We start from the raw sequence: 1,034 nt of genomic DNA on the forward strand, positions 1-1,034 counted from the left end.
CCGCCAGTTGCTCGTAGCTCGGCGCGGACACGGACCGATCCTTCACAGCCCGCCAGGATCACCCGATCACGACACGCGGGCGACCACCTGAACAGTCACGATGGGTTCCGAGGACGACCAGCTGCAGATGTCCACAGCCGAGCGAATGCAGGCGATGGCGACCGTCAAGGCCAGCGCGAAACGGCTGCAAAGCCAGGCATCGGCGGCGGCCGAGCTCGGCCAGCGGCAATCGGTTCGGCTGGAGGCGGCTCGCTCGATCATCGAGCACTGGCCGGAAGCGCCGCGGAAGACGGCCGAGAAGATCCTCGAGCACTACGGCCCCCCCCAACGAGGCGACCCCCTCCAAAATGTTCTGGTACCGCACCGGGCCGTGGAGCCGGATGGAGCTGACCGCCGACGAGGTCCTCCACCACTTCCCGACGCCACACACCGACTACTTCACCCAGTACGTCGACTACCCGGTTGACGCCGACAAGGCCAGTGAACTGGTCGCGTTCGATGGCAGCGTCATCATCGACAGGACGGCGGGGCAGATCGGTGCCCGCGACCACGAGGCCTTCAACACCCTCACGCTCAACCTCGCCGTCGAGATCATCCAGGGCGGACGGTCGGTTGAAGACGCCAGAGGGCTCTACGCCGAAACCGCGGCCGCCTACTCGATGGGCCGCGACGCCCCGTACGCGGAGCGACTGCTATTCACCCCTCCAACCGAGCAGACCGCGGATCCGGACGAGGCGATCCTCGCCGAGAGCATGGGCCACCAGATGGTCGAGAAGGTCAAGGACGCGTTCGGCGCCGGCGACACCCCGCAGTGATCTCGCCGGGGGGAATCTGCCGGGTACGGAAACCCACCGCGGGTCGTAAGGACACGCCTGGCTGTGTCCGCGAAAGGGCCACCAGCCCTCTAAAGATCATTAACGGCAGGAGTTACGGGCTCGGTTGGCCGCCGGCCGGACCCTGCTGACAGTCGGCGCGGCCTGCGCTATGCCCACACCATGAGGTATCCCCAGGGTGGCGGGCTGACCGCGGACGAG

2 protein-coding genes are annotated in these 1,034 nt (G+C 67.1%); one reads left to right on the forward strand and one right to left on the reverse strand.

What is annotated here, in order from left to right; translation table 11 throughout:
* Positions 1-66: 66 nt before the first annotated feature.
* Complete coding sequence (locus CNO22_RS28080; protein WP_157937178.1) at positions 67-261, reverse strand: hypothetical protein; 195 nt, start codon at positions 259-261, stop codon at positions 67-69.
* A 119-nt stretch (positions 262-380) separates the two neighbouring features.
* Here CNO22_RS28080 and CNO22_RS27240 point away from each other — a divergent pair, with 119 nt between their 5' ends.
* Entirely contained in the window at positions 381-815 is a 435-nt protein-coding gene (locus tag CNO22_RS27240; protein WP_157937179.1) for a hypothetical protein, read from the forward strand.
* The last annotated feature ends 219 nt before the right edge of the window (positions 816-1,034 follow it).

Origin of the sequence: Geodermatophilus chilensis (genome assembly GCF_002802985.1) — a bacterium.
GTDB classification, from domain to species: domain Bacteria; phylum Actinomycetota; class Actinomycetes; order Mycobacteriales; family Geodermatophilaceae; genus Geodermatophilus; species Geodermatophilus chilensis.

What these genes read in the sequence shown, in the direction of transcription:
- CNO22_RS28080 (WP_157937178.1), bottom strand. Translation starts at nt 261, where the DNA reads ATGATCGAGCGAGCCGCCTCCAGCCGAACCGATTGCCGCTGGCCGAGC.
- CNO22_RS27240 (WP_157937179.1), top strand. Translation starts at nt 381, where the DNA reads ATGGAGCTGACCGCCGACGAGGTCCTCCACCACTTCCCGACGCCACAC.